Origin of the sequence: Cupriavidus pauculus (genome assembly GCF_002858765.1) — a bacterium.
Classification (GTDB): Bacteria; Pseudomonadota; Gammaproteobacteria; order Burkholderiales; family Burkholderiaceae; genus Cupriavidus; species Cupriavidus pauculus_B.
Genome location: NZ_PJRP01000001.1, coordinates 765,518 through 785,629, shown reverse-complemented (window position 1 = coordinate 785,629; position 20,112 = coordinate 765,518). Strand labels below are relative to the sequence as shown.

Genomic DNA, 20,112 nt, shown 5'->3' with positions numbered 1-20,112 from the left:
GGTCTGCCCTCACCCCGCTCCCGCAGCGCGGGAGCGGGGTGACAACCTTAGGGAGGCAAGCTCAGCGCCGTAGCAAACCCACCAGTTCGTCGATATCGGGCAGCGGCGCGGCGCGGCCCGTGGCCTCGTCGGCGGATGCGTCGAGCACGCCTTCGGCCAGTGCGCGCTTGCCCTGGTGCAGATCGACGATGCGCTCCTCGATCGTGCCGGCCGTAATCAGCCGGTAGACGGTGACGGGCCGTTGCTGGCCGATGCGGTGCGCGCGGCCCATGGCCTGGTCTTCGGCGGCGGGGTTCCACCACGGGTCCGCAATCACGACGTAGTCGGCCGCCGTCAGGTTCAGGCCGAAGCCACCGGCCTTCAGGCTGATCAGGAAGACATCGCCCTCGCCGGCCTGGAAAGCCGCCACGCGTTTGGTGCGCTCGGCGGCGGGCGTGGCGCCGTCCAGGTACTGGCAGACCAGGCCGGCCTCGTCCAGCGGCTGGCGCAGCAACTGCAGGAAATCGACGAACTGGCTGAACACCAGCGTCTTGTGGCCGTTGGCCGCCAGCGTGGCCGCCAGTTCCGCGAAGGCACGCACCTTGGCGCCGGGATGGCCGGTCTCGGGCGTTACCAGGCGCGGATCGCACGCCGCGCGGCGCATGCGCATCAGTTGCGCCAGCACGTGGATACGCGCCTGCGGTTCGGGCAGCGTGGCGCGCGCCTTGCGGTCCTTTCTGGGGCGCAGCAGCGCGCGTTCGGCCTCGGACAGCGCCTGGCGACGCAGCGCCTCGTAGTGCGCGGCCTCGGCCGGCTCGGGCGCCACGCGGATCACCAGTTCCGTGCGGGATGGCAGTTCGTCCAGAACCTGCGCCTTGGTCCGGCGCAGCACGAAGGGCGCGATCATCCGGCGCAAGCGGGCGCGCGGGTCGCGGGCGCCGTTACGCTCGATCGGATTCGCAAAATGTTCGTTGAAACGCGCCAGCGATCCCAGCAGGCCCGGATTGCAGAAGCGCATCACGGCCCAGAGTTCCGCCAGGCGGTTTTCCACCGGCGTACCGGACAGCGCGATACGGCAGTCGGCCTGCAGCGCGAACATCGCCTGCGCGCGCCGCGACGACGGATTCTTGAACGACTGTGCCTCGTCGGCCACCACGGTGTGCCACGCCCGGTCGCAGAACGCACGGCGCGCCTGTTGCAGCAGGTTGTACGAGACGATCACCAGATCGTGCGCGCCAGCCTGTTCGACGATGGCTGCACGGTCGCCTTCCGCGTAGACATGCACCTGCAGCGCCGGGGCAAAGCGCCGCGCCTCGGCCGCCCAGTTGCCGCATACCGACGTGGGCGCCACCACCAGGGCCGGCCCGCCCGCCGCGCGCGCCAGCAGCAGAGCCAGCGACTGCAACGTCTTGCCCAGGCCCATGTCGTCCGCCAGGCAGGCGCCGAATCCGGCCTCGGCCAGCGACATCATCCAGCGATAGCCCTCCACCTGGTACGCGCGCAGATCGGCGGCCAGCGAGGCCGGCACCGGGGCGTCGGCCTCGCGCGCACCGTGCAGCCGCTTCACGCGCGTGCGGAAGTGCGCGTCGGGATTGATGCCGACGCCCGCCAGTGCGTCGTCGAGCCAGGGCGTGGCCACCAGCGGCACGCGAATGCCATCGCGCACGCCGTCGCCCACGGCGGCCAGGTCTCGCAGGCGCTCGCGCAGCTGGCGGGTCAGCGCCACGTACACGCCGTGCTCCATCGCAATAAAGCGACCCGCGTGCCCGTGCGCCCACGCCACCAGCTTTTCCAGCGACAGCACCAGGCCTTCCGCCACATGCAGCTCGCCCACGAGCTTGAACCATTCGCTGCCGGTTTCCACGCTGACCGCCAGCTGCGGCAGATCGGCCGACAACACACGCAGTTCGCGGCCACGCGGCCATTCGAGGTCGATCACGCCTGCCAGGCCCGGCAAGGTCTCGATCACGGTCAGCGCGTCTTCGGGGTCATCCAGCGTCCAGCTGTGCTCGCCGCTGGCGGGCGCCTGCTGCACCAGGAACGGCAGCGCATCGAACACCTCGGCCACGTGGACCTGCTCGGCGGCGAGATCGCGGTATGTGACCAGCGTGTCGCCGCCGATCGTCGCCATCAGCTGCGCGCGGCCATGGGCCGGGGCCATCCGCGGGCCAAGAGCCCCGAGCGGCGTCACCACCAGGCGCAGGCTGATGCCGCGCCCCACGGGCGCCACTTCGGCCCGCAGCCGCGATTCGGGGTCGCGCTCGCGCGCTTCGCCCGAACTGTCCGCGTGGATCTGGAAGTGGCCCGCCAGTGCCCGCAACGTGCTGTCCAGCCGCGCCTGCGCCGTGGCCGGCACGGTCAGGCCGCCGGCGATCAGCTTGGCGGCCTCTTGCTGGGCGGGGGTAAAGCGGATCACGCGCAGGCGGCGCGCGCCGTCCTGCAGCACCGTGACCTGACGCAAGGCTTCGGCTTCCTGCTTCGCGGCGGCCGGCAGAAAGCCTTCCATCGACTTCGGCGCGCGCATCGGCGGCACGATGCGCAGCTGAAAGCGGTCGCCGTCGCGTACGGCTTCCAGCGCGGGTGCCGCTTCAAGCACCTCCATCGGCACGGTGGGCGCATGGGCCAGCACCACGGACGGGTGGCCGACCAGCGCCAGAATGGCGGCGGCGCGGTCGAGCACCAGGCGCCGATTGCGCGAGCTGTCGCGCCGGATGGCGCGCGCCACCCGGGCATCCCACGGCGGGAGGGTATCGTCGTCGGCCACGCGGGCCAGCGTCACGGGACGCGGGCGGGTCCAGCCACGCGCGCCCCAACTTTGCTCCATCGGCTCGATGGTGCCGATCTCACCGTCCGCGTCGAACGTCAGCGCCCACAGCAGGCGGCGGCCCGCGCCGGTATCGGGAGCCGGCTCGCCGGTTGCCAGAGCCTCCAGCGCGCCCAGCGCATCCTGCCAGCCGTCGGCGCCGGCGGGTTCGTCGGGATCTTGGGGGGTGGGAGCAGGCTGGGACACTGGGAACAGGTGGCGCGCAGGTCGGAACGAAGGTGCGATTGTAGAACGGTGTGTGTGCCCCGCCGCGTTGGCACGCAAGGCCCCCCGGCTTACAATGGCGCCTTTACGGCTTTTGTTGGTGCCACGCGTTCTTCGCGGCCGTGGGCGATACCGACGAGAAGTACAGGAAGTGGCTGACGCTGGTCTGATCCGGCGCTATCCGCAGAATCCGAATCCATCCCTGCAAGACAACCGCAAGATCATGACGCAAACCGCAACCGTCGTCGAAATCGGCGCAGAAGACATTCCGCTGCATTGCCCCACCGGCAACACGCCGGCCTGGAACTACCACCCCCGCGTGTTCCTGGACGTGGTGGATACCGGCGAAGTGAAGTGCCCGTACTGCGGCACCGTGTACAAGCTCAAGCCGGGCACCGTGCTGAAGGGTCACCACTGACCCGCCCGGCCCACGCCTTTTCCTGCCGTTTCGACCTGACGCCCCGGGCCGCCCAGCGCCCCGGGGCGTTGACATGCCCGGGCAAGCAAAACAGGGCCACGCAACAAAGGGCCAAGCAATACCCACTGACATGAGAAAAGCCCTAGTCATCGCCCCCAACTGGATCGGCGACGCCCTGATGGCGCAGCCGCTGTTCGCGCTGCTCAAGGCGCGCCATCCACGCCTGGTCATCGACGCCCTGGCACCCAAATGGGTGGCCCCGGTGCTGGCGCGCATGCCCGAGATCAGCAAGGTCTTCCCGAGCGATCTGGCGCACGGCAAGCTGCAGCTCAGCGCGCGGCTGATGTTCGCCCAGCAGCTCAAGCACGAAGGCTACGACGTGGCCTATGTGCTGCCGAATTCGCTGAAGTCGTCCCTGATTCCGTTCTTGGCCGGCATCCCGCTGCGCATCGGCTATCGCGGCGAAGCACGCTTTGGCATGCTCAACGTGCGCCACGCCAATCCGCCGCGCGACAAGCGTCCGCCGATGGTGGAGCACTATGCCCGTCTGGCCCTCAAGCCCGGCGCCCGAGCGCCCGAATCGATTCCCGACCCGCGTCTGAAGGTGGACCCGGCGCGCATGGCCACCACGGCCGAGCGCTTCGGCATCGCCCCGGGCACGCGCGTGATCGCGTTCTGCCCAGGTGCCGAATACGGCCCGGCCAAGCGCTGGCCCGCCGCCCACTTCGCGGCGCTGGCGCAGATGCTGCGCCGGTCGTACCCGTATGCACAGATCATCACGCTGGGGTCGGGCAAGGATGCCGAGATCGCGGAAGAGATCGTGCAGGGCGCGCCGTTCGTGCGCAACCTGTGCGGCCAGACATCGCTGGACGATGCCGTGGACCTGCTGGCGCTGTCCGAGGCCGCGGTCTGCAACGACTCCGGCCTGATGCACGTGACCGCCGCGCTGAACCGGCCCCAGGTGGCCGTTTATGGTTCCAGCGACCCGCGCCACACGCCCCCACTGTCACAGGCAGCGAGTATCATGTGGCTTCAACTCGAGTGCAGCCCCTGCTTCAAGCGCGAGTGCCCGTTGGGCCACCTGCGCTGTCTGAAGGAAATCGAGCCCGAAATGGTGTTCGTCGAGTTGCGCAAGCTCCTGCACCGTCCCTGACCCAACCCAACATGCCCCGTTTCGCCCGCCTGTTCGATTCCGCCGAAGACATCGTCGAGGCCTTCCGTGAAGCCATGAAGTTGCGCGATGCCGATGGCGCGCTGCGACTCTGGCTGGACGAGGATTCGGTCACCTGCGTGATGCCCGACGGCCAGCGCCTGATCGGCCATGACAACCTGCGCCAGGCCTTTGCGCAGTTGCTGGAAGAGCAACCGGTGCTGATCGACGCCATCGAAACCAGCAGCCATGCATCGCTGGGCGTATCGATCTTCGACGTCACCGAGGCGCTGCGCTTTGGCGAAGGCCGTGTGGAAGCCGACCTGTTCGTCCACACCACCTATGTGCTGATGCAGAACCACGAAGGCTGGCGCCTGGCCCACATCCACTGCAGCCCGGCCAACGCAGTGCAGGTGGCCGCCGTGGCCGCCGCACCGGGGCAGGCGCTGCATTGACGGCTGCGCGGGCCATGCTGTTCGGCGACACGTTCCAGACGCCCTGGTGGCTGCGCGGCGGTCACGCCCAAACCATCCTGCCGGCCCGTTTCACGCGGCACCGCCGCATCGCGTTCCGCCGCGAACGCTGGACCACGCCGGACGGCGACTTCATCGACCTCGACTGGACCACCCACCCCACGACGCCCGGATCGCCGCTGGTGGTGATGTTCCACGGCCTCGAGGGCGACTCCAACAGCCACTATGCCCAGACGCTGATGACGGCGCTGCGCGACCGCGGCTGGCAAGGCGTGATTCCGCATTTCCGTGGCTGCTCGGGCGAGCTGAACCAGGCACCGCGTTTCTATCACTCGGGCGATTCGGCCGAGATCCGCTGGGTTCTGCATCGGCTGCGCGACCAGCTGCAAGCCACCGAGCCCGACCGGCCGATGCTGGCCGTGGGCATCTCGCTGGGCGGTAACGCGCTGCTGCGCTTCCTGGGCGAGGATGGCAGCGAGGCCAGCTTCCTGCGCGGCGCGGCGGCCATCTCGGCGCCACTCGATCTGGCTGCCGGCGGCGCCGCGCTGTCGATCGGCTTCAACATGCTCTACACGCGCATGTTCCTGCAGACGCTCAAGCGCAAGTCGCTGGCCAAGCTCGACCAGTTTCCGGGCCTGTTCGATCGCGAGACCATGCTGCGCAGCCGCGACCTGTACGCGTTCGACAACGTGGTCACCGCGCCGCTGCACGGCTATCGCGATACCGACGACTACTGGGCCCGCGCCGCCAGCAAACCCATCCTGGGCGAGATCCGCATTCCCACGCTGGTGCTCAACGCCCGGAACGACCCGTTCCTGCCCGCCCGGCATCTGCCCGGCCCTGCCGACGTCAGCGCCGACGTGCTGCTGGAACAGCCCGCGTACGGCGGCCATGTCGGCTTCATGACGCCGCGTGGCGGCCTGCTGGGACAACTGCCGCTGCTGCCGCTGGCCGGCCATATCGAATGGCTGCCCGAGCGGATCCTGGGCTTCTTCGACGGCATCGGCAAATAAAGGAGACACCATGGATGACGTGGTCAAACAAGCCATGGCGCGCTGGCCGAACGTGCCGAACTGCTTCGGTTGGCTGGCGTTGGACCGCCGCGGCCAATGGCGCATGCGCAACGAATTCGCACAGCAGCACGGCCTGTCTGGCGATCCGATCCGTCATGAAGCGCTGCTCGGCTTTATCGAGCGCAACTACACGCACGACGAGCGCGGCGGCTGGTATTTCCAGAACGGGCCGCAGCGGGTGTTCGTGTCGCTGGCGTATGCCCCATGGATTGCGCGCCTGCACAACGGCGCGCTGGCCACGTCCACCGGCCGGGCGTTCACGCCGACGGCGTGTTTCGCGGATGAGCACGGCAATGTCGTGCTGTCCGGTACCGTGGAAGGGGTGGAGGGCGAGCAGGCGGTGCTGCTGCACGACCATGATCTCGACGCGTTCAGCACGGCCAGCGACTGGCACGGCGAGGCTTGCGGGGCGGTGCTGGGCGTCTTTCACTACGCCGGGCGCAATCTCGATATCGAACCGATCGTGGAAGCGGAAGTGCCGAAGCGGTTCGGCTTCGTGCGGGCGCCGGTGGCGGAATAACGCGCCCGAGGCCCGGGGCCGCTAGTTCGGCATGCCCTTGTTGTCCTGCCGGTCTTCCTTGAATTGAAGCTGGAGCTGGTGCAGCCGCGCGTCGACTTCCGACAGCGTATAGAAATCGCCATCGCCAGCCTTGCGCGCGATCTGCAGCTGTTCGATGGCCGCCTGGAACGAGCCGTCCATCGCATACTTCTCGGCCAACGCCTGATGCTGCTGCAGCCGCTTGCCCTGCGCGGCATAGGCACGCGCCAACAGCTCCCACCATTCCGAACGGCCGGTTTCCTCACGCGTGCGCGAGCGCAGGAAGGTCACCGCGTCGTCCAGCCGGTTGGTGGCCAGCAGCGTGTCGGCATAGGTCAGCGCAGCCGCGTGCGATAGCGGGAAGGCCCTCAGCGTGGCGGCCGCCTGCGTGAGCGCGTCCTGCTGACGGCCCTCGCTGCGTGCCAGCTCCACCGCCATCACATCCAGCATCGGCGTGCCGGACGTGGCACCGGGAATCGTGCCGTACAGGCGCCGCGCCTCGGCCAGGGCCTTGTCGGCATCCACAAAGCGGCCCAACTGCTGGTTGGCGAACGCGATACCGTAGTACACCGCTGGCAGCCGCATGGGCGGGGCCTTGGACAACTGGGCCTGGAACGAGGCCAGCAGGTTGCGCAGGTCGTTCGGCGTGGGCGATTGCAACACCGCCGCACGCACGCGGGCGAATTCGTAGTCGGGGGTATTGCCAACCCTGTGCGCGGCCACATGGCGCACGCGGTCCTGCATGTCGGCGATACGTTCGGAGGTCAGCGGGTGGGTGCGCACGTAGGCGGGCACGGAATTGTCCGAGATCCCCATCACGCGCTGCAGACGCTGGAAGAAGTCGGGCATGCCCTGCGGATCGAAGCCCGCGGCGGTCATGATCTGGAAGCCCACGCGGTCCGCCTCGCGTTCGGCGCCACGCGAAAACGACAACTGGTTGGCGATGGCCGCGCCCTGCCCGCCCATGGCCAGCGCCGCCGCTGCGTCGCCGCTCTTGGTGGCGGCCAGGCCGGCCAGCACCATCGACGCCAGCGCAATCCACATCGACTGGTCCTGGCTGGTGATGCCGCGCGCAATATGCCGCTGCATGACGTGGCCGATTTCGTGGCCCAGCACCGATGCCAGCTCGGACTCCGTATCGGACTGCACCAGCAGGCCCGTATGCACGCCGATAAAGCCGCCCGGCATGGCGAACGCGTTGATCGAGCGGTCTCGCACGCCAAACAGCTCGAACCCGGTGGCGAAAGTGCCCGCACCGTTGGACCCGGCGATGTTCATGCGCCGCGCGGCTTGCACCAGTCGGTAGCCGAGCGCGTTCAGGTAGTCGTTCAGCAAGGCGTCCGACACGTAGTCCGGATCGCGGCGGATGCTGCGCATGATGCGGTCGCCGAGCCGCTTTTCCATATCGGGCGACAGCGACGCCGTCGACGGATCGCCCAGATCCGGCAACTGGATACCGGCGCTTTCCACCACCGTGTTGCCGCTGCGCAGGCCGAATTCCGATTTCTGGCCGGCGCGGACACTGCGGTTGAGGTTGTCATAGACCTGGTCGCTGACGGTGCCGTTCAGGGTGGGCACCGGTGCCGGGGCCGACGTCGAGGTCTGCGACGCCGATCCCGTCGAAGTGGCCGTGGCCAGCTTCGCGTTGGCCGCTGCCGCGGCACTGGTCCGGCCCGACTGCGAAGACGTGGAGGCAGGCGCGGTGGCAGACGTGCCCTGCGACCACGCGGGTGCCGCCATGGCCAATACCAGCACGGCCGCGACCGCGCGCGTCAGATGTGACGCACGGACGGCAGGCAGAGCGGGCTCCTGGGCGCGGGCACTCGACCGGACGGGCAGGCGGCGAGACCATGATGTCTTGGGCATGTTGCTATGATAGCGGCCTCTGGATGCCGTTCCCATCGGGCTAGCCCCAGCGCAGGCAACCGTTGTTTTACGCCACGTTTCAGGCTCCGTGCGACCGCGCCGTCCCCCTACGTTTTCCCCTATCTCCCTTTGCCGCCATGAGTCAGCTCACCCACTTCGACACCGCCGGCCAGGCCCATATGGTCGACGTCGGCAACAAGACCAGCACCCATCGCGTGGCCGTGGCCACCGGCACCATCACGATGCTGCCCGAAACCTTTGCGCTGGTCCGCGACGGCACCGCCAAGAAAGGCGACGTGCTCGGCATTGCGCGCGTAGCGGCCATCATGGCCACCAAGCGCACGGCCGACCTGATTCCGCTGTGCCATCCCATCGGCCTGACCCGCGTGGCCGTCGACTTCGCGCTCGACGCGCCCAGCTCGACCATCGCCTGCATCGTGCGCACCGAGACACACGGCCAGACCGGCGTGGAGATGGAAGCACTGACCGGTGTGCAGGTGGCGCTGCTGACCATCTATGACATGTGCAAGGCGGTGGACCGGGGCATGGTGATGGGCAATGTGAAGCTGCTGGAGAAGCATGGTGGGAAATCGGGGGATTGGGTGGCGAAGTAATTGGGTGGCGAAGTGAAGGCACGGGGCCACGGTAACCACGCGGCCGCGCGGGGCCGCTTGCTTCGCCCGTCGCGTTCGTCGCTGCCCGTTGTTCTGTCGCCGCCTTGTCACGCTCCTGTGGCGCCCTGTCGCGCGCCCGCACCGGCACATCTGCCTTGTTCGTCCCACCCGTAATAAAGGTAACGCCACATTTCCGCATGCCCCGAAATGCCCCTGCCGGCGGCAAATTGATATTCAATGCAAAACATGGCGGTTGCCGCCAGTCGTCCGTCCGCAGGGCTCGGACGTTAAGCACAGGCAGGAACTCGAGGTACACATCATGAATGGGCGCAAGCTCTGCCAGATCGTTCTGGCATTGGCCGCGATGGGCGCGGCGGGGTACAGCACGACATCGCTGGCCCATGGGTATTACCACGGCGGCCATGCCCGCGTGGGTGTGGGTGTCTACGTGGGACCGGGCTGGGGATGGGGTCCGGGATGGGGCCCGGGGTGGTATCCGTATGGCCCTTACTACGCTCCCGGCTACTACCCGGGGTACTATCCGGGGCCCGCCGTCGTGGCAGCGCCGCCTGCGGATCCGCCGCAATACATCGAACAGGGCGGCGACGGCAACCCGGCCGTCACCGATGGGTCGTCGCCCAACGCCTGGTGGTATCACTGTGCCCGGCCCGAAGGCTACTTTCCGTACGTGAAGGAATGCCCCGGTGGCTGGCAGCGCGAGCAGCCCCATGCGCCGTCTTCGTCCGCCCCTGTCCCCGCCGCACCTGGAGTCACCTCATGAGATTGCGCTCGCTGAGTCTGTTGATGGCCGCGTCGCTGGGCCTGGGTGCCTGCGCGGTGATGCCGTCGGGTCCTAGCGTGATGGCGCTGCCGGGCACCAACAAGACGTTCGACCAGTTCCGTGGCGACGACTACAACTGCCGGCAGTTCGCTTTTGGACAGGTGGGTGGCACCACGCCACAGCAAAACGCCAACGCGGCAGCCGTGGGCAGCGCCGTGGTAGGCACCGCGCTGGGCGCGGCGGCGGGTGCTGCATTCGGCGGCGGCCAGGGTGCCGCCGTGGGTGCCGGCGTTGGCCTGCTGACGGGGTCGGCAGTCGGGGCGGGCAACTCGTACAACGCCGGGTATGGCTCACAACGCGCCTATGACGCGGCCTACGTCCAGTGCATGTACGCCAGCGGCAATCGCGTGCCGGTCTATGGTCAGATGGTGACCTCGCAGCCGCCGGCGCGCGCCGCGATGCCACCGTCCAACTACCAGCCGTACTATCCGCCCCCGCCTCCGCCCGGCTACGTGCGCTGATACCCGTCTTAGTTGTCCTGCGGCGTGCTGTGCTGTCCGCGCTGCACGCGCAGGTGAACCCACGCGCAGAATTCGCGTGGCCGGCGATCGGCGCCCAGCGCATCGCAATCGCGCGATAGCACGGCAAGCTGAGCCGCTTCATCCCCCTGGTAGTAATAGCGCAGGCGCTCCATCCAGAGTCGTGCGCGCGCCTGCTCGCCAGTCAGTGCAAGCAGCCACGCACTGCGACGGATCAGGTTGGGCGTTGGCAGCAGATGCAGCGCCTCGATATGGCTCGGCAGCAAGCCGGCTGCACTATCGGGCGTGATGGTCGTGTGCTCTGCAACGTCGGATGCCGCATGCTGGCGGAACCAATGACGGGGCATCGGCAAGGCATCGCGGTGCGCTTCACTTGCGTACTCGCGCGCCTCGACGCGCTTGTAGTCTTGCCACAGCGTGACGAGCGCCACCGCCGACACCACCACGAACGCCAGGCTCGCCACCATCGCGCCGGCCCGCGGCCATGGGCGACCAAAGCCCGACGGCTCCAGCCAGGCCAGCAGGAAGCAGAACGGCAGGAAGAAGTACAGATAGTGCAGCGGATACTCAAGCATCGAATGCGCCGCAAGCATGGCCAGCCAGATCAGCACCGGCACCGCCATGCCGCGTTCGGCCGGCGTACCACGCCAGATGCGATCACGGATCACGCGCCAGAACCACGCCGTCAGCACCAGGACGACACCCGCGGTGCCCACCGCCCCCGTCTTGGCCAGCAGATCGAGCATCGCGTTGTGCGCATGCAGCGACATTTCCGCCACCACCCGCACTTGCGACGCCACCTGGAACTGCGCCCATCCGAATTCGCCGTAGCCGACGCCCAGCCACGGATGCGCGTGAAACATCGCCAGCGCCTGGGACCACAGGGCACCGCGATAGGAGATCTGGTTGCCCGACTGCAGCTGCGACACCGTATCGAACAACCGCCAGTCGAACGCCTGCCCCGCCATCTTGATGGCCGGCTGCAGCACCACGATGCCCACGACCAGCAGCACGGCGGCGGCAATCAGGCCAGGGGCCTGATGCATCGGGCTGGCCCCGCGCGGCGTGCCGCGCGCCATGGCGGCCGCCAGCAACGCGTAGACGGCGGTCAGCCCGACATGCACCAGGCCCGTCCGCGACCCGGACAGCACGATGCCGCTTTCCAGCAGCAACGTTGCCACCAGCCAGGACGGAAACTGCAGCCAGCTGCGCGTCGCCAGCCAGATGGCAGCCGCCAGCGCCAGGCCGTTGAGCGTCGCCTGATGGTTCGGCTGGTTCAGGTTGCCCCAGAGCCGGCGGTTCGTGTCATAGAAATACTCCGAGACCAGCCCGAACGTCTGGTCTTCCATATGGAAGACCTGTACCCACTGCGCCAGCGTACCGAGCAGCCCGGCCACCAGAAAGGCAATGGCCAGCGCATCGACGATGCTGGCCCGGCGGTCCATCGACGACGCCTGCCCCATGCGCCAGGCGCCCGGCATGACGGCCGTACCCAGCGCCAGCACCAGTTGCGTGGTCAGGCGGCTGCCCGACACATCGGCCATGCCCGACGCGGACTGCAGCAACGTGGTCGCAATCAGCCAGAGCGGAAATGCCGCCACCCAGGGAAACGCCTTGCGTGGGCGCGAGCCCGACACGTCGACGCGCACCAGGGCCAGCACGGCCACTAGCGCCACGCCGAGCAGCGCGGCGGTCCATTCGCCAAAGAACGTCGCCAGCGGCAGCGTGTGCCGCGACACCAGAAACGGGAGGGTAAAGGCGACGACAATCGCCGTCGCGGGAAGCGTGGCTCGGTGCAGCGGCATGCGCGCAGGGGCTCAAGGGGGCAAAGGCGCAATGATAGCGTGGCGGCCTGCGCCGATGCTCAGTTATGGGCGCGCGAAGAGGAATACGGACAGGTCACGCCGACTATTACCCAGTGGCATCCCAGTATCCGTTGCAGATTTCCGGCCTGTATTCCGGTTCGATCTCATCTGACCAACATCGCCGCGTAGCAAAGCCCGCCCTCGCGTCTTGTCCGTAGAACATCAGTTCCATGGTCTTTCCTGCGAGGTGCCGGGAGACATTGCGCGCCCTGAACTTCGCCGTGATATGGCAGGAGGAAAAGGGAATCCCCTGATCAGAGGCAGCCAGTCCGATATCGAACTGGCTGTGAACGGTCACACGTTCCACATAACGGCCGGAAATGTCAGTGGCAACCGGAATGCCCATGTCGCTCGCTTCGGAATTGTCGAGGTAGGTATTGGTCTGCGCAAATGCCGTATAAACCCGAAACTTCAGTTCCGAAACCAGGCTCAATGCTTCTGCGAACTGCGCGCGAGCCACATACGCCTGGTACTGCGGAATGGCGATCGCCGCAGAAGACCAACGATTCCAACGGCGATCATCAATTCGATCAGCGTAAAGCCCCGTTGCGATCCGGGCGTGGCATGGCTGGTGGCGCGGCACGCGCCGCGATGGATGGCGTTCAGTTTGCGTTGCATATTGACCCTTTCGTTTTCGTCGTCAAGCCGACGTGTTGAATTGGAAGTTCAGCCACGCGACGCGGGCCCGAAGGCCTGTGGCGCGTGACCGGGGTCATGATCGGAAGAACGCTGGTGAGGCTCCAATGACCTCGGACAATTCCTACAGAAATGTGGGAATTGTTTGGAAATCCGCAGGAGTCCGTGGCGCGGACGCTGCGATTCGGGTGTTGTAAAAACAAAACGGGCGACCCGTGGTGGGTCGCCCGTTTCAGGCTCGCGATGCTATTTCTGTGTTGCCCGATGCAGTCGTCAGGCGGTCTGTGCGCTACGGCGGCGCATCAGCTTGCCGATCAGCACGACCAGCACGGCGCCAATCACGCCGAAGACCAGGTGCGCGTGCGGCACGTGGACCTGGAACCATTCGGCGTCCACCGGATCGCTGACCAGCATTTCGCCGGCCAGGTAGCCCAGCAGCGCTGCGCCCAGCACGATGATGATCGGGAAACGCTCCATCACCTTGAGCAGCAGCGTGCTGCCGAAGACGATCAGCGGAATGGACAGGCCCAGGCCGATGATCAGCAGCATCAGCTGGCTGCCCTCGGGGCCCTTCTGCGCGGCGGCGGCCACGGCCACCACGTTGTCCAGCGACATGACCAGGTCGGCGATCAGGATCGTGCGGATCGCGGCCCAGATGTTGTCCTTGGCGTCATGCCCGTCTTCGTCGTCATCGCCGGTCAGCAGCTGTACGCCGATGTAGACCAGCAGCAGGGCGCCCACGATCTTCAGGTACGGCAGGCTCAGCAGCTTGACGGCGGCCACGGTCAGCACCACGCGCATGATGATGGCGGCGGCGCTACCCCAGAAAATGGCCTTCTTTTGCTGGGCGGGGGGCAGGTTGCGCGATGCGAGCGCGATCACCACGGCGTTATCGCCCGACAGGACGATATTGGTCAGGATGATCGACCCCAGCGCAATCCAGAACGTGCTGCTGGACAACAATTCCACGGCTAGACTCCTCGAAATTCCAAAGTTATGTTCCGTGCCCGCGGAAGCTGCCAGATGCGGCCAACTGCGGACTTTCGGATGTCTGAACTACCAGACATGAAGATTTATCGTACGAACCTTTCGATTCGGTTTCAACCAGGGTGGTTCATGTCTCGGGATATACCCTAGGACATTGCCACGCCAGAACGACATTGCCCCCGCCACAAGGACGGGGGCAATGAATCGCGGTGCGTGTGGAGTCATATCGACCCCGACGCCCCACAGGTACGGCGCGCCCTGCGGTGTGCCAGACAAGCCACACCGCCGCGCGGCTTCGGCCTGGCTGCTTACAGCATTGCCTTCAGCAGACGAGCCATTTCCGACGGGTTCTTGGTCACCGTGATACCGCAGGCTTCCATGATTTCCAGCTTGGCCTGGGCGGTGTCGGCACCACCCGAGATGAGCGCGCCGGCGTGGCCCATGCGCTTGCCCGGAGGCGCGGTCACGCCAGCGATGAAGCCAACCACCGGCTTCTTCATGTTTTCCTTGATCCAGTAAGCCGCGTTGGCTTCGTCCGGACCACCGATCTCACCGATCATGACCACGGCGTCCGTATCCGGATCGTCGTTGAACATCTTCATCACGTCGATGTGCTTCAGGCCGTTGATGGGGTCACCACCAATGCCGACAGCCGACGACTGGCCCAGGCCCAGCGCGGTCAGCTGGCCCACGGCTTCGTACGTCAGCGTGCCCGAGCGCGACACCACGCCGATGCGGCCCTTGCGGTGGATGTGACCCGGCATGATGCCGATCTTGATCTCGTCCGGCGTGATCAGGCCCGGGCAGTTCGGCCCCAGCAGCAGGGTCTTCTTGTTCTGCTTACGCATCTTGTCCTTGACTTCCATCATGTCGCGGACGGGGATGCCTTCGGTAATGCAGACCACCAGGTCCAGGTCGGCGTCGACGGCTTCCCAGATGGCGGCAGCTGCGCCTGCGGGCGGCACGTAGATCACCGACACGGTGGCACCGGTCTGTGCCTTGGCGTCCTTCACGCTGGCGTAAATAGGAATACCTTCGAAGTCTTCGCCGGCCTTCTTCGGGTTCACGCCGGCAACGAACGCGTTCTTGCCGTTGGCATAGTCGCGGCAGCCACGGGTGTGGAACTGGCCGGTCTTGCCGGTGATGCCCTGGGTGATGACCTTCGTGTCCTTGTTGATCAGAATGCTCATTTGCTAGTCCTTTTAGTCGCCCCGCCCGGCTGCGGCCAGGCGGCAACGAAAGTTGTCCTTACTTGCCAGCGACAGCGGCCACGACCTTCTGGGCGGCTTCTTCCATCGTGTCGGCCGAGATGATCGGCAGACCCGACTCAGCCAGCATCTTGCGGCCCAGCTCTTCGTTCGTGCCCTTCATGCGGACGACCAGCGGCACGCCCAGCTGCACGGCCTTCGACGCGGTGATCACGCCTTCGGCGATCACGTCGCAGCGCATGATGCCGCCGAAGATGTTGACCAGGATGGCCTGCACGTTCGGGTTCTTCAGCATCAGCTTGAAGGCTTCGGTCACCTTCTCGGTGGTGGCACCGCCGCCCACGTCCAGGAAGTTGGCCGGCTCGCCGCCGAACAGCTTGATGGTGTCCATCGTGGCCATGGCCAGACCGGCACCGTTCACCAGGCAGCCGATGTTGCCGTCCAGCGAGATGTAGGCCAGGTCGAACTTCGAGGCTTCGATTTCGTTGGCGTCTTCTTCGTCCAGGTCACGGTACGCAACGATTTCCGGGTGACGGAACAGTGCGTTGGAGTCGAAGTTGAACTTGGCGTCCAGGGCGATGACCTTGCCGTCGCCGGTCAGGATCAGCGGGTTGATTTCGGCCAGCGAAGCGTCGGTTTCCCAGAACGCCTTGTACAGGCCTTGCAGTGCCTGGCGAGCCTGGGCGATGCTGGCGTCGGGCACGCCGATCTTGCGGGCGATGTCGTCGGCGTCAGCGTCCTTCAGGCCTTCGGCCGGATCAACGATCAGCGTGTGGATCTTTTCCGGGCTATGGGCAGCGACTTCCTCGATGTCCATGCCGCCTTCGCTCGATGCCATCAGGGCCACCTTCTGCGACACGCGGTCCACCACCAGCGAAACGTACAGTTCCTTCTTGATGTCGGCGCCTTCTTCGATCAGCAGGCGGTTGACCTTCTTGCCTTCCGGGCCGGTCTGGTGCGTCACCAGCGTCATGCCGAGGATGTTGCTGGCGTAGGTCTTCACCTCGTCGATGCTCTTGGCCACCTTCACACCGCCGCCCTTGCCGCGGCCGCCTGCGTGGATCTGCGCCTTGACGACCCACACCGGGCCGCCGAGCTGTTCAGCCGCCTTCAGGGCCTCTTCGACCGAGAAAGCCGGGATGCCGCGCGGAACCGGCACATTGTATTTGCGCAGGATTTCCTTGCCTTGATACTCATGGATATTCATGCGTGTTTCCTTTCGGGTAGGCGTAAAGGGATTGGAAAAATAGTTGGAGACGAAGGGCTTGCGCCTGTTTCCTTGAGCCGACCGTGACGGTCAGCCCGACGTACCGTTGGGCCGGTGGGCCAGGGTGTCTTCGCCACCTGATGCGGGGGCATCGGCGCGTGACGCGGTCTGGGGGGACGACGCCGCAGCGCCGGCTCTCGGTTTCGGCTGGTGACCATACCAGCGCGGGTAAAACTGGCGAACCACCTCGCCCTCGAAATGGAGCGCGTGGCATCCATGGAGCTGCATGGGTGGTTCAGGATTGGGATCGTCGGCGCCGTCGCGAATCTTGAACACGTCGCCCGCGAAGGCCTGGATGGCGGCGGTCGGCAGCACGCCGGCCAGTTCGGTGAGATGGGTGCAGCCGGCCACATGGCCCAGCCGGTCACGCACGGCCTTGCGGAACCCCTTCGTCAGGTTCAGGCCGATCAACTGGCGGTAGGCCGGACCGATCGTGTCGCAATGCGTCGGATAGGGCACCCAGTCAGAACACGCTTCGGCGTCCACGATATTCAGGCGCAGATCGATCGTCACGCGCAGCCAGAGGTCGTGCAACGGCTGGCCTTCGGGGCGGATGCGGTTGCCGGCCAGCTCGATATCGCGCGGCTTCGTGTCGGTCAGGCGCGCCTCGATGTCCCACAAACCGTCGTCTCGCAAATACGCTTCGGCCGTGATGGCACGGCGATGACGCAAAGCACGGTTGACGGGTGGGGAAAGCGGCATGACAGCGGGGCTGAAGCGGCAGGCTGAACGTGGCGGAATTCTGGGGCGGTACTTACGCGGGGTTCGTTACGGCGAACTTTGCGGCTTGCTTCCGTCCGGACAGCCCGGCGCGTGCCGGAAGGCCGCCTGGGCCGGATAACTCGTGGAGTTTAACATGCCGCGCTGCTTTGACCGGGAACATCCTGCGCGACAGTCTGTCCGGCCCGGATTGTTGCAGCGGCAAAGGCGCCAAACCCGCCCCACACCTGGGTTTCCGGGCGCCGACACGGAACGACGCTGCGTTGCATCAGTGGTACGACAACTGGCTTGACGGCCGCCCGAATACCCCTTATGCGTACGCAGGTATGCAGATGGCCACCCGACTGGCCTACTCGGCGTCCAGATCGTCCTCGGCGCCCCGGATGATCTTGCCGATCACCCCTCGCGAAAACCCCCGCGCCATCATGAAACGGATCTGCTTGGCCCTCGCCTCGGGTGAATCGGGCGGCACACCAAAGCGCTTGCGCCAGACTTCGGCGGCGCGCTCCACCTCGGTATCGCGCAACCGGTCTTGGAGTTCGCGCAGTTGCTCGTTGCCAAGCTGATGGGTCTTGGCTTCCTGCATGACGCGCGCCGCGCCGTAGCGGCTGGCGCGCCGGTGGACCAGGCTGTCGACGAAGCGATCATTCGACAGCCAGTTTTCGCGCTCCAGCGCATCGAGCAAGGCTTCCACTTCTTCGGCCGATTCGGCATGCGGTGCCAGCTTGCGCGCCAGTTCGACGCGACTATGCTCGCGGCGCGAGAGGTAGCCAACGGCGCGGGCCTTGAGGGAAAGCGGAGGACGGGTTCCGGCCATCAGAAATCAGGGGAGCGTAGCGAGGATACGGCGAGTATCGGGGGAATATCGCGCGGAATAATGTGGGCAAAAATAAAAAAGCCGCCGCACTGTCATGCGACGGCTTTCGTTGCCGGCAGGCGCCCGCCTCAGTCTTCGATCACGGCCGGCGTACCCAGCGTGGTGTTCGTCGGGGCCACACCCAGCACAGCGCGCACCTTGTTTTCGATCTCGGCGGCGATGTCCGGATTCTCGCGCAGGTATTCACGCGCGTTGTCCTTGCCCTGGCCGATCTTGTCGCCGTTGTAGCTGTACCACGCGCCCGACTTCTCGACGATCTTGGCGTCCACGCCCAGGTCGATGATCTCGCCCTGACGCGAGATACCTTGGCCGTAGAGGATGTCGAAGAACGCTTCGCGGAACGGCGGCGAAACCTTGTTCTTGACCACCTTGACCTTGGTCTCGTTGCCCACCACTTCGTCGCCCTTCTTGATCGAGCCGATGCGGCGGATGTCCAGACGCACCGAGGCGTAGAACTTCAGCGCGTTACCGCCGGTCGTGGTTTCAGGCGATCCAAACATCACACCGATTTTCATACGGATCTGGTTGATGAAGATGACCAGGCAGTTGGTACGCTTGATGGTACCGGTCAGCTTGCGCAGCGCCTGGCTCATCAGGCGGGCCTGCAGACCCGGCAGCGAATCGCCCATCTCGCCTTCGATTTCGGCCTTCGGCACCAGCGCGGCCACCGAGTCGATCACGATCAGGTCGATTGAGCCCGAGCGCACCAGCGCGTCGGTGATTTCCAGTGCCTGCTCGCCGGTGTCCGGCTGGGAGATCAGCAGGTCGCCCACGTTCACGCCCAGCTTGCCGGCGTATTGCACGTCCAGGGCGTGTTCCGCGTCGATGAACGCGCAGGTGCCGCCCAGCTTCTGCATTTCGGCAACGACCTGCAGCGTCAGGGTGGTCTTGCCCGACGATTCCGGGCCGTAGATCTCGACCACGCGGCCGCGTGGCAGGCCGCCGACGCCCAGCGCGACGTCCAGACCCAGCGATCCGGTGGACACCACCTGGATATCCTGTTCGACGTCGCCATCGCCCAGGCGCATGATCGAGCCCTTGCCGAACTGCTTCTCGATCTGGGAGAGCGCGGCGGCAAGCGCCTTCTGCTTCTCAGCGCTTACGCCGGCGCCGGCCTTCTTGTCGTCCATGGTCGTCCTTCAGTCAATGGGTGGTCAATTGGTGTATAAATAGGCCGCATGCGGCGTGGCGCCTGTTTTTCAAGCCTTTTCCGATCAATTTCGGCGGCTTTTGGCACCTCGACTCGCCAGTCCCGGCCCTGCGCCAGTCCCTTCCAGGACCACTCGCGCGGAATGTCGGGTACTGTATAAAAAAACAGTATGCTTGGCAAGCCCCACCGGCACCGCAAACCGGCGGCCGGCGATGCCGGCCCAAAAAAGGTGACAAGGGTGGAGACAAACCATGCGGATTCTGATCGCCGAAGATGACGACGTGCTGGCAGACGGCCTGACACGGTCGCTGCGCCATTCCGGCTATGCCGTCGATCACGTCGCCAACGGCGTGGAAGCCGACTCGGCCCTTTCCACGCAGACTTTCGACCTGCTGATCCTGGACCTGGGCCTGCCCCGCATGCCCGGCCTGGAAGTGCTCAAGCGGCTGCGTGCGCGCGGCGCGATGCTGCCCGTGATGATCCTGACCGCGGCCGACGGCGTGGACGAGCGCGTCAAGGGGCTGGACCTGGGCGCCGACGACTACATGGCCAAGCCCTTTGCGCTATCCGAGCTGGAAGCACGCGTGCGCGCGCTGGTGCGGCGCGGTGCCGGCGGCGGCGCCACGCTGATGCGCCACGGCCCGCTGGCGTTCGATCAGGTCGGGCGCATCGCCTTCCTCAACGACCAGATGCTGGACCTGTCGGCGCGCGAGATCGGCCTGCTGGAAATCCTGCTCACGCGCAGCGGCCGGCTGGTGTCGAAGGAACAGCTCGTCGACCATCTGTGCGAATGGGGCGAGGAAGTCAGCAACAACGCCATCGAAGTCTACGTGCACCGCCTGCGCAAGAAGATCGAGGTGGGCGGCATCCGCATCGCCACCGTGCGCGGCCTGGGCTACTGCCTGGAGAAATTCCAGCCGGCCATGGCCACCCACGGCTGACG

20 protein-coding genes are annotated in these 20,112 nt (G+C 66.2%); 9 read left to right on the top strand and 11 right to left on the bottom strand.

The window, feature by feature from the left end; genetic code table 11:
• Positions 1-61 precede the first annotated feature (61 nt).
• Entirely contained in the window at positions 62-2,989 is a 2,928-nt protein-coding gene (locus tag CYJ10_RS03590; RefSeq protein WP_257992556.1) for a DEAD/DEAH box helicase, read from the bottom strand.
• A gap of 241 nt (positions 2,990-3,230) precedes the next feature.
• Here CYJ10_RS03590 and CYJ10_RS03585 point away from each other — a divergent pair, with 241 nt between their 5' ends.
• The 5 genes from CYJ10_RS03585 to CYJ10_RS03565 all read left to right on the top strand — a co-directional run bounded on the left by CYJ10_RS03585 (position 3,231) and on the right by CYJ10_RS03565 (position 6,641).
• On the top strand, positions 3,231-3,425 hold the full coding sequence (locus CYJ10_RS03585) for a zinc-finger domain-containing protein (RefSeq protein WP_029051276.1): 195 nt from the start codon (positions 3,231-3,233) through the stop codon (positions 3,423-3,425).
• 130 nt (positions 3,426-3,555) lie between these two features.
• Complete coding sequence (waaF, locus tag CYJ10_RS03580; RefSeq protein WP_101680157.1) at positions 3,556-4,578, top strand: lipopolysaccharide heptosyltransferase II; 1,023 nt, start codon at positions 3,556-3,558, stop codon at positions 4,576-4,578.
• 11 nt (positions 4,579-4,589) lie between these two features.
• The gene (locus tag CYJ10_RS03575) at positions 4,590-5,030 is read left to right on the top strand and encodes a YybH family protein (RefSeq protein WP_101680156.1); all 441 of its coding nucleotides are present in this window, start codon (positions 4,590-4,592) and stop codon (positions 5,028-5,030) included.
• Positions 5,031-5,044: 14 nt separating this feature from the next.
• Positions 5,045-6,061, top strand: coding sequence for a YheT family hydrolase (locus CYJ10_RS03570; protein WP_101680155.1), 1,017 nt, complete (start codon positions 5,045-5,047; stop codon positions 6,059-6,061).
• 10 nt (positions 6,062-6,071) lie between these two features.
• Complete coding sequence (locus CYJ10_RS03565; RefSeq protein ID WP_101680154.1) at positions 6,072-6,641, top strand: DUF2946 family protein; 570 nt, start codon at positions 6,072-6,074, stop codon at positions 6,639-6,641.
• Positions 6,642-6,662: 21 nt separating this feature from the next.
• Here CYJ10_RS03565 and CYJ10_RS03560 read toward each other — a convergent pair whose 3' ends face one another.
• Positions 6,663-8,525, bottom strand: a complete 1,863-nt coding sequence (locus tag CYJ10_RS03560; protein WP_374703215.1) for a beta-barrel assembly-enhancing protease — start codon at positions 8,523-8,525, stop codon at positions 6,663-6,665.
• Positions 8,526-8,662: 137 nt separating this feature from the next.
• Here CYJ10_RS03560 and moaC point away from each other — a divergent pair, with 137 nt between their 5' ends.
• The 3 genes from moaC to CYJ10_RS03545 all read left to right on the top strand — a co-directional run bounded on the left by moaC (position 8,663) and on the right by CYJ10_RS03545 (position 10,441).
• Positions 8,663-9,139, top strand: coding sequence for a cyclic pyranopterin monophosphate synthase MoaC (gene moaC, locus CYJ10_RS03555; RefSeq protein WP_101680152.1), 477 nt, complete (start codon positions 8,663-8,665; stop codon positions 9,137-9,139).
• A 319-nt stretch (positions 9,140-9,458) separates the two neighbouring features.
• Positions 9,459-9,920: a hypothetical protein gene (locus CYJ10_RS03550; protein WP_101680151.1), complete on the top strand. Its 462-nt coding sequence runs from the start codon at positions 9,459-9,461 to the stop codon at positions 9,918-9,920.
• Entirely contained in the window at positions 9,917-10,441 is a 525-nt protein-coding gene (locus tag CYJ10_RS03545; RefSeq protein ID WP_101680150.1) for a glycine zipper family protein, read from the top strand. The genes CYJ10_RS03550 and CYJ10_RS03545 overlap by 4 nt, the downstream gene beginning before the upstream one ends.
• 8 nt (positions 10,442-10,449) lie before the next feature.
• On the opposite strand, the gene CYJ10_RS03540 is transcribed toward CYJ10_RS03545, so the two are convergent.
• The 9 genes from CYJ10_RS03540 to recA all read right to left on the bottom strand — a co-directional run bounded on the left by CYJ10_RS03540 (position 10,450) and on the right by recA (position 19,149).
• A complete protein-coding gene (locus tag CYJ10_RS03540; RefSeq protein WP_101680149.1) occupies positions 10,450-12,264 on the bottom strand; it encodes a PglL family O-oligosaccharyltransferase in 1,815 nt (604 codons plus the stop codon).
• A gap of 106 nt (positions 12,265-12,370) precedes the next feature.
• Complete coding sequence (locus CYJ10_RS03535) at positions 12,371-12,784, bottom strand: pilin (protein WP_257992531.1); 414 nt, start codon at positions 12,782-12,784, stop codon at positions 12,371-12,373.
• Complete coding sequence (locus CYJ10_RS34545) at positions 12,754-12,942, bottom strand: prepilin-type N-terminal cleavage/methylation domain-containing protein (protein WP_257992522.1); 189 nt, start codon at positions 12,940-12,942, stop codon at positions 12,754-12,756. Before CYJ10_RS34545 ends, CYJ10_RS03535 begins: the two co-directional genes overlap by 31 nt.
• 291 nt (positions 12,943-13,233) lie before the next feature.
• Positions 13,234-13,929 (bottom strand): TerC family protein, encoded by a 696-nt coding sequence (locus tag CYJ10_RS03530; RefSeq protein ID WP_101680148.1) that lies wholly within the window; start codon positions 13,927-13,929, stop codon positions 13,234-13,236.
• 326 nt (positions 13,930-14,255) lie between these two features.
• Positions 14,256-15,137: a succinate--CoA ligase subunit alpha gene (sucD, locus tag CYJ10_RS03525; RefSeq protein WP_101680147.1), complete on the bottom strand. Its 882-nt coding sequence runs from the start codon at positions 15,135-15,137 to the stop codon at positions 14,256-14,258.
• A 58-nt stretch (positions 15,138-15,195) separates the two neighbouring features.
• Positions 15,196-16,362 carry an ADP-forming succinate--CoA ligase subunit beta gene (gene sucC / locus CYJ10_RS03520; RefSeq protein ID WP_101680146.1) on the bottom strand — a complete coding sequence of 389 codons (1,167 nt, stop codon included), beginning with the start codon at positions 16,360-16,362 and terminating at the stop codon, positions 15,196-15,198.
• Positions 16,363-16,452: 90 nt separating this feature from the next.
• Complete coding sequence (locus CYJ10_RS03515; RefSeq protein ID WP_101680145.1) at positions 16,453-17,124, bottom strand: DUF2889 domain-containing protein; 672 nt, start codon at positions 17,122-17,124, stop codon at positions 16,453-16,455.
• Positions 17,125-17,491: 367 nt separating this feature from the next.
• Positions 17,492-17,959: a recombination regulator RecX gene (gene recX, locus CYJ10_RS03510; RefSeq protein ID WP_101680144.1), complete on the bottom strand. Its 468-nt coding sequence runs from the start codon at positions 17,957-17,959 to the stop codon at positions 17,492-17,494.
• Between the two features lie 128 nt (positions 17,960-18,087).
• A complete protein-coding gene (recA, locus tag CYJ10_RS03505; RefSeq protein WP_101680143.1) occupies positions 18,088-19,149 on the bottom strand; it encodes a recombinase RecA in 1,062 nt (353 codons plus the stop codon).
• A gap of 271 nt (positions 19,150-19,420) precedes the next feature.
• Here recA and CYJ10_RS03500 point away from each other — a divergent pair, with 271 nt between their 5' ends.
• The gene (locus tag CYJ10_RS03500; protein ID WP_101680142.1) at positions 19,421-20,110 is read left to right on the top strand and encodes a response regulator; all 690 of its coding nucleotides are present in this window, start codon (positions 19,421-19,423) and stop codon (positions 20,108-20,110) included.
• The last annotated feature ends 2 nt before the right edge of the window (positions 20,111-20,112 follow it).

Coding starts and splice junctions, on each gene's coding strand:
- CYJ10_RS03585 (WP_029051276.1), top strand. CDS start 3,231: ATGACGCAAACCGCAACCGTCGTCGAAATCGGCGCAGAAGACATTCCG.
- waaF (WP_101680157.1), top strand. CDS start 3,556: ATGAGAAAAGCCCTAGTCATCGCCCCCAACTGGATCGGCGACGCCCTG.
- CYJ10_RS03575 (WP_101680156.1), top strand. CDS start 4,590: ATGCCCCGTTTCGCCCGCCTGTTCGATTCCGCCGAAGACATCGTCGAG.
- CYJ10_RS03570 (WP_101680155.1), top strand. CDS start 5,045: ATGCTGTTCGGCGACACGTTCCAGACGCCCTGGTGGCTGCGCGGCGGT.
- CYJ10_RS03565 (WP_101680154.1), top strand. CDS start 6,072: ATGGATGACGTGGTCAAACAAGCCATGGCGCGCTGGCCGAACGTGCCG.
- CYJ10_RS03560 (WP_374703215.1), bottom strand. CDS start 8,525: ATGCCCAAGACATCATGGTCTCGCCGCCTGCCCGTCCGGTCGAGTGCC.
- moaC (WP_101680152.1), top strand. CDS start 8,663: ATGAGTCAGCTCACCCACTTCGACACCGCCGGCCAGGCCCATATGGTC.
- CYJ10_RS03550 (WP_101680151.1), top strand. CDS start 9,459: ATGAATGGGCGCAAGCTCTGCCAGATCGTTCTGGCATTGGCCGCGATG.
- CYJ10_RS03545 (WP_101680150.1), top strand. CDS start 9,917: ATGAGATTGCGCTCGCTGAGTCTGTTGATGGCCGCGTCGCTGGGCCTG.
- CYJ10_RS03540 (WP_101680149.1), bottom strand. CDS start 12,264: ATGCCGCTGCACCGAGCCACGCTTCCCGCGACGGCGATTGTCGTCGCC.
- CYJ10_RS34545 (WP_257992522.1), bottom strand. CDS start 12,942: ATGCAACGCAAACTGAACGCCATCCATCGCGGCGCGTGCCGCGCCACC.
- sucD (WP_101680147.1), bottom strand. CDS start 15,137: ATGAGCATTCTGATCAACAAGGACACGAAGGTCATCACCCAGGGCATC.
- sucC (WP_101680146.1), bottom strand. CDS start 16,362: ATGAATATCCATGAGTATCAAGGCAAGGAAATCCTGCGCAAATACAAT.
- CYJ10_RS03515 (WP_101680145.1), bottom strand. CDS start 17,124: ATGCCGCTTTCCCCACCCGTCAACCGTGCTTTGCGTCATCGCCGTGCC.
- recX (WP_101680144.1), bottom strand. CDS start 17,959: ATGGCCGGAACCCGTCCTCCGCTTTCCCTCAAGGCCCGCGCCGTTGGC.
- recA (WP_101680143.1), bottom strand. CDS start 19,149: ATGGACGACAAGAAGGCCGGCGCCGGCGTAAGCGCTGAGAAGCAGAAG.
- CYJ10_RS03500 (WP_101680142.1), top strand. CDS start 19,421: ATGCGGATTCTGATCGCCGAAGATGACGACGTGCTGGCAGACGGCCTG.